Consider the following 6,409-nt stretch of genomic DNA (forward strand, 5'->3'; position numbering starts at 1 on the left):
TATGTTATTATTATTATTTATAATGGAAGTCTAGTGTTTTAGCTTTATCTATCAGTTTTTCTTGCTCATTATAAACATCACTTGTACTTAACTGAATTTCATTGATAGAGGAATTTTCTATTATGAAACCTATATTACCTTTCTTTCGTTCGCCTGGATTTAACACCCCATTGAGCTCTTCTAAATAAATATCCTTCTCCCAAGTGATCATTTCATCTGTATTCGTCTGAATAAAAGCAATTGGAGAGAATTTCTTTTGTTTGTTCGATTGATTTACGATTTCCACGAAAAACTTAACGAAAATGAATTGCTCATCATGTGTATAGGTATGATAGAAGTCAATTAAGCTATATGCAGGTCGATAATCGATTATTTTGGCATCTTTGACTGTCAGTTTTATCGAATCAATCTGAATGCTCTTCGGTTCTTCATCAAGGGCTTTTAATGTTGCTTCGCCTTTCCTATCCCGGTAGAAATCTCCTACAGCTATTAGAGAAGTATCATCAATAACTTGTGGATTTTGAATATATGCATCTGTTGAAACAGGAATAACATGAACATTTTGCATGCTTGTTTCTATTTTCTCTACTTCCTGAATGGTATTTACTTCAGTCTCTTTATTGCTGTTGCACCCAGCTAATAAGAGAAAGGCAAATGAATACATAAAAAAGCGTTTCAAGGTTGAATCCTCCCAATTGAAAAGCTTCCCTTCAAATAGAAGCCGAAGAGAAGCCTATTTTTTTCAGAATCTCTGAATTTTAAGAGATGGAAATCTCCACCGCCTATCAGCAAGATGATATTCCGGCTGCGGGCGATAGCAACAAACATTACGAAAATAGCCTTTTTTAATTGTCCGTGATTTTTACTTTTGCCTGCAGTAGGTCAAAAATAACTTTAGCATGATCTGTATTGTCCTTTTGTCCAGCAAAAAGATTGCTAGAAGGTCCATATGCATAAACAGGAACGTCTTCTCCAGTATGACCACCTGTAGTCCATCCCGTGTTGGTCCGTTTATTGAAGATATCTTCAATCGCATTGTCAATACTAGTTAAATCTTTTGTTTCAGCTGCTTTCTGAACGGATTGAACTTCTTCTGACTTTAGGGATAGATTGATATACTTTTTCAAAGTAGATTCAACAGATGCGCCATTGGTAATCAATTCTGCCATAAAGTCAGGTGTCTTTGTTGCTGCTTTGATTGGCTCTCCGTACCAGTTGTAATCGCCGTTTGCTGCAATCGAGAATCCTCCTGTAGAATGGTCAGCAGTAGCTACCACTAATGTGTTTTTATCCTTTTTGGCAAAGTCGATTGCTGCCTTATACGCTTTTTCGAAATCTTCCATCTCACTCATTGCAGCGACAATATCATTATCATGTCCAGCCCAGTCAATTTGGCTGCCTTCTACCATCAGGAAAAAGCCCTTTTTATTTTTATTTAAGCTTTCAATTGCAGTTTTCGTCATTTCCTCTAAGGAAGGAGTTTCTTTGTCTCGATCTATCATTTTTGGCATGCCTGCTTCAGCAAATAGTCCAAGTAGCTGGGTATCTTTATTTTTCAGTAAATCATCGCGATTGGTGACATAATTGTAGCCAGCTTTTTTGAATTCCGTCGTTAAATCTCTGTCCTGACGAACAAATAGATCTGTTCCGCCGCCTAATAGAACATCGACTTTATGCTTTCCATTTATCATTTCATCGAAATAGTCATCGGCTATTGCATTCATATTTTTGCGGCTTATATCATGGGATCCAAAAGCAGCTGGCGTCGCATGTGTAATTTCAGATGTTGCAACAAGACCAGTAGATTTTCCCTTTTCCTTTGCAGCTTCCAAGACAGTTTTCACTTCCGTTTCGTCATTGTCAACTGCAATGGCATTATTATATGTTTTGATACCAGCTGACATAGCAGTTGCTGCAGATGCAGAATCCGTCACATTTTGTGCAGGATCTTCTGGATATGTCATTTGCTGACCAACCAAGTAGGGATCGAAATATGTATTTTCTGCTATTTTTGTCTCTGGATTATCTTTTAAATAGCGATACGCAGAAGTGTAAGAAACACCCATTCCATCTCCTATAAGGAAGATAATGTTTTTAGGCTTGCCATTACTGCTTCCGTTATTTTTTGCTTCTGTCTCTGTTCCAAAGAGTGCTGTTGCTATCCCAGCAACGGATAAAGAGGAGATTACGGCGATTGGTAATAACTTTTTTTTCCATGATTTAGTGTTCAAATTGTTTCCCTCCAAATGATTGATTCGCTTTATTATCATGGAAGGACGTTAAGTTTGTTTTACAGCCGTTTAGAGAAAATGTAAAAAAAACTAGGATAAAGGTACCCTAGTTAATAAGACATGGTATTTTTTTGGTTCGTTTCGAGTGAGGAAAGAAAGGACTTTACTAAGCTTTATTTAAAGCGAATTCCTTACTGAGCGCATAGGAAACAGCGGCTTTAGCATGTAAAAAGGTAGTATCAAATAATGGAATAGAGCAATCTTCTTGTTTAATAAGTAACGGTATTTCTGTGCATCCTAATATAATACCTTCTGCACCTTGAGCGAGCAGTTTGTCGATAATGCGCAAATATATTTCCTTTGATTCAGGAAGAATTATTCCTTTGCATAATTCATCAAATATGATCCGATGAACAACTTCTCTATCTTCTTTCTCGGGCACAATCGTTTCTATTTCTTGCTCTAATAGTGCCTCTTTATAAAAAGAATGCTCCATTGTAAACATGGTTCCTAATAAGCCAACTTTTTTCAAATCAGCTTCTTTTACAGTGCTTCCTGTAGCGTCTGCAATATGAAGCAAAGGAATAGATATGGCTGCTTGTACTTCTTTTGCCATCTTGTGCATCGTATTTGTACAGATTAAAACAACATCAGCGCCCCCTGCTTCCAATGTTTTTGCAGCGTGTACCATTAATTCCGTTGCTTTTTCCCAGAGATCAGCTTTTTGCAGTGCAACAATTTCTTCAAAATCAAAAGAATAAAGAAGGCATTTGGATGAGTGTAATCCTCCCATTTCTTCCTTTACCAATGTATTCATATATCGATAATAATCTGCCGTTGATTCCCAGCTCAAACCACCAATAAGTCCAATCGTTTTCATAGTAAAACTCCTTTCGACCATTTTTTTCATGATATCATGGTATACTGGTATAGAATAGAGCCAGAAATTATATACTTCTATAGTACCAGTTTAGTCTATATTGGAGGAAATTTCCTATGATTTTTATTACGATTGACCGATCTCAATTTATCTCTCTAACCCAGCAAATTTATGATCAAGTTCGTAATGGCATATTAGAAAAACAATTAAAAGAAGGAGAGAAATTACCTTCTTCGAGAGAATTGGCAGGCTCTATTGGAGTTTCCCGAAATATTGTTCTAGAAGCGTATGAACGTTTAATTGCAGAAGGATATTTGGAGGTTAGACCAAAGGCAGGAACCTTTGTAGCACTGGGGACGTCTCTTTCGTTTGTTGAGAGACCGAAGAGGAAAGACACTCCCACAAAAGCGGAGGATAAAAAAAAGACATATATTGATTTTAAAGCTGGTAATCCAGCAATAGATTATTTTCCTAGGAAGAAATGGGCTCAAATAACGAAGGAGATTTGTCTACATTCATCGGAATCCGTCTTTGGATATGGAGAAGCTGCAGGGATGAAGGAGTTGAAGGAAGCACTTGTTGACTATTTAAAAAGAGTAAGAGGGGTACAATGCAGGGCAGAGCAAATTTTCATTACATCTGGTGCTACTCAAGGGTTGAAGCTTATTACGGAAATGCTTGGAAAAGATAATAAAAGAATTGCAGTTGAGGACCCGGTAACAGATGAAATGAGGAATATTTTTACATTTGGTAATGCGAAGATTTTTCCTGTTCCCGTAGACGAAAATGGAATTAACCCAAATAGTTTGCCAGAACAATCACCAAGCTTTGTTTTTGTAATTCCTTCCCATCAATTTCCGTTAGGTGGAATCCTATCTATTCAAAGAAGACTTCAGCTAATAGAATATGCGAAAAGGATGAATTGCTATATTGTGGAAGATGATTATGACAGTGAATTCACTTATGAAGGGGCGCCTGTACCGTCCATTCAAGGTATAGCACCTAACCATGTGATTTATGTGGGTACTTTTAGCAAAATACTTTCCCCAGGACTGCGGATTGGATATGTTATTTTACCAGAGGAATTGGTCGATTCCTTTGAGCAAATTAAATGGTTTTCAGATAGACATACATCCTCACTAGAACAATTAGTATTAGCCCAGTTTATCAGGGAAGGATATTTAGATCGACATGTACGCAAAATGAAAAAAATCTATAAAGAAAAAAGAGAACGATTGGTTTCAGCCATTCAACAAAATTTTCAAGGCGCAACCATTATAGGTAAATCAGCAGGCATGCATTTAGTTGTAGAGATACCAGGAGTAGATTTTTGTCCAACATTCATACATAAAATGGAACAATCAGGAGTGAAGGTATACCCCATTGAACAATATAGCTTAGTAAAAGGGAAACACAGGGAAAGAATTGTGATGGGATATGGTGGACTAACTTTAGAGGAAATCGAAAAGGGTGTCCTTTTATTAAGAAAAACAATTGAATCAAATAGAAAATCCATTTTTTAATGGAATAAATAGCTGAAATTCATTCTTTTTTCATTTAATGTATGTAAATATATTTATAGAAGCAAATTATTATCCTAAGGAGTATGTAAATATGAATAAATCAAGAAAAAGCATCTTTTCAAGAAAGTGGTTAACCATACTTTTTGGGGTACTCATCATTCTCTTATTCATCCCAACCCCCTATTATTTAAACCAGCCAGGCTCCATTGAAGCACTTGCGCCAAAAGTGACGGTAGAAGATGGAACTAAGTCAGAAAAAGGAAGCCTCAATTTAACAACTGTTTATTCGATAAAGGCAAATAATCCATATATTTATTTATACGGATTAGTCGCTCCTCATACGGAAATACGAAAAGAGGAAGAGGTAAAAGGGAATCTTAGTGACGAAGAGTATAATAAGCTATTGCTTCATATGATGGATACTTCTAAGCAAAATGCGATTATTGCTAGCCTCCATGAAGCAGGAAAAAAAGTTCAATTTGACTATAATGGCATTTTCGTTGCACAAGTATTAGAAAATTCCAAAGCAAAGTCAATTATAGAAGTTGGAGATATTATTCAAAAGGTAGATGGCCAAGAATTTACGAAAAGTGATGAATTAATTGCGTATTTAAAAGACAAGCAAGCAGGCGACACTGTCCAGCTTGAATTTATACATGGGAAAGAAAAGAAAGAAGCATCCGTTGAAGTCATTGTATTAGATAAAAAAACAGGACAAGTCGGAATTGGCATTGCACCTGAAGATAATATGACAATAAATCCTTCGATCAATGTTGCGATTAATAGTGAAAATATTGGCGGCCCTTCAGCTGGATTAATGTTTTCTTTAGAAGTTTATAATCAAATTGTGGAAGAGGATTTAACAAAGGGTTACAAAATTGCTGGTACTGGCACAATGGATGCAGAAGGAAATGTAGGACAAATCGGTGGAATTCAGCACAAAATAGTGGCTGCCCATAAAGCAGATGTAGATATATTCTTTTATCCAAAAGATATAACAGAAGATGATACCAATGAAAAGGAAATTAAAGAGCAAGTGAAGGAAGAAGGCTACACAGATATAAAAATCGTACCAGTAAGCACATTGAAAGAGGCAATCGATTACTTGGAAAAGCTTCCTGAAAAGAAATAAACTTTACATATTGCTCATTTCAGATTTACAGAATTTCTCCAGATAAAACATAATGTTTACCTAGTATCTCCTTAATTTATTTAAGGGGATTTTTTCATGAGAAGGCTGTTGAACTAAAAATTCTGTTTAGAAAAGAGTGAAATGGGAAAGGTATATATAGAAAGTGGAAAGTACGTTGGGAAGTTGGGAAACGGCATTTACAAGGAGGTTCACCATGTCAGAATTTTTTAGTGGTCTTTTTAATATTCTTTATGGAGCTTTTGGAGTTCCTCTCCTTTTAATCGTTCTTATTATTCTTGTCATAGTTGTATCACAAAGAAGACGAAAAAAACGGATGAAACAAGAAGATTGGATGGGACATTCTCCTGTAGAGAAAATTGAAAAAGAGGATGAGAAGAAAAAATAATGAAGAGTCAAAAAAGGAGACAAACGCAAGAGCGTTTGTCTCCTTTTTTTGTGAGGGGCGGTTTAGACCACGTTAATTTTTTTTATCTATATTAGAATTGATTTCTTTCTTTGCTTACATCAAGTAAGCCCCCACCATTTTGGATTGAGGCCACTGAAAAAGTGAATTACCTGGTGAATCGGTAGTTACCAAACCATTCTAACTTAGTGTAGGCTTTTGTTTTCCGAGGCTTACCGC

General features: G+C 36.1%; 6 protein-coding genes. 3 read left to right on the top strand and 3 right to left on the bottom strand.

The features are described from left to right. Positions 1 to 13: 13 nt before the first annotated feature. The 3 genes from ACTNDN_RS18175 to ACTNDN_RS18185 form a co-directional block, all read right to left on the bottom strand. Positions 14 to 679 carry a DUF4352 domain-containing protein gene (locus ACTNDN_RS18175; protein ID WP_441131678.1) on the bottom strand — a complete coding sequence of 222 codons (666 nt, stop codon included), beginning with the start codon at positions 677 to 679 and terminating at the stop codon, positions 14 to 16. A 166-nt stretch (positions 680 to 845) separates the two neighbouring features. Next, positions 846 to 2,231 (bottom strand): alkaline phosphatase, encoded by a 1,386-nt coding sequence (locus ACTNDN_RS18180; protein ID WP_031537162.1) that lies wholly within the window; start codon positions 2,229 to 2,231, stop codon positions 846 to 848. 166 nt (positions 2,232 to 2,397) lie between these two features. Then, a complete protein-coding gene (locus tag ACTNDN_RS18185) occupies positions 2,398 to 3,111 on the bottom strand; it encodes an aspartate/glutamate racemase family protein (protein WP_048716463.1) in 714 nt (237 codons plus the stop codon). A 116-nt stretch (positions 3,112 to 3,227) separates the two neighbouring features. Here ACTNDN_RS18185 and pdxR point away from each other — a divergent pair, with 116 nt between their 5' ends. The 3 genes from pdxR to ACTNDN_RS18200 all read left to right on the top strand — a co-directional run bounded on the left by pdxR (position 3,228) and on the right by ACTNDN_RS18200 (position 6,172). After that, positions 3,228 to 4,634 carry a MocR-like pyridoxine biosynthesis transcription factor PdxR gene (gene pdxR, locus ACTNDN_RS18190; RefSeq protein ID WP_441131679.1) on the top strand — a complete coding sequence of 469 codons (1,407 nt, stop codon included), beginning with the start codon at positions 3,228 to 3,230 and terminating at the stop codon, positions 4,632 to 4,634. A 91-nt stretch (positions 4,635 to 4,725) separates the two neighbouring features. After that, positions 4,726 to 5,766, top strand: coding sequence for a SepM family pheromone-processing serine protease (locus ACTNDN_RS18195; protein ID WP_031540243.1), 1,041 nt, complete (start codon positions 4,726 to 4,728; stop codon positions 5,764 to 5,766). A 214-nt stretch (positions 5,767 to 5,980) separates the two neighbouring features. Next, entirely contained in the window at positions 5,981 to 6,172 is a 192-nt protein-coding gene (locus ACTNDN_RS18200) for a hypothetical protein (RefSeq protein ID WP_031540242.1), read from the top strand. Positions 6,173 to 6,409: the final 237 nt, after the last annotated feature.

This window comes from Niallia sp. HCP3S3_B10 (genome assembly GCF_052064465.1).
Taxonomy (GTDB): Bacteria; Bacillota; Bacilli; order Bacillales; family Cytobacillaceae; genus Niallia; species Niallia hominis.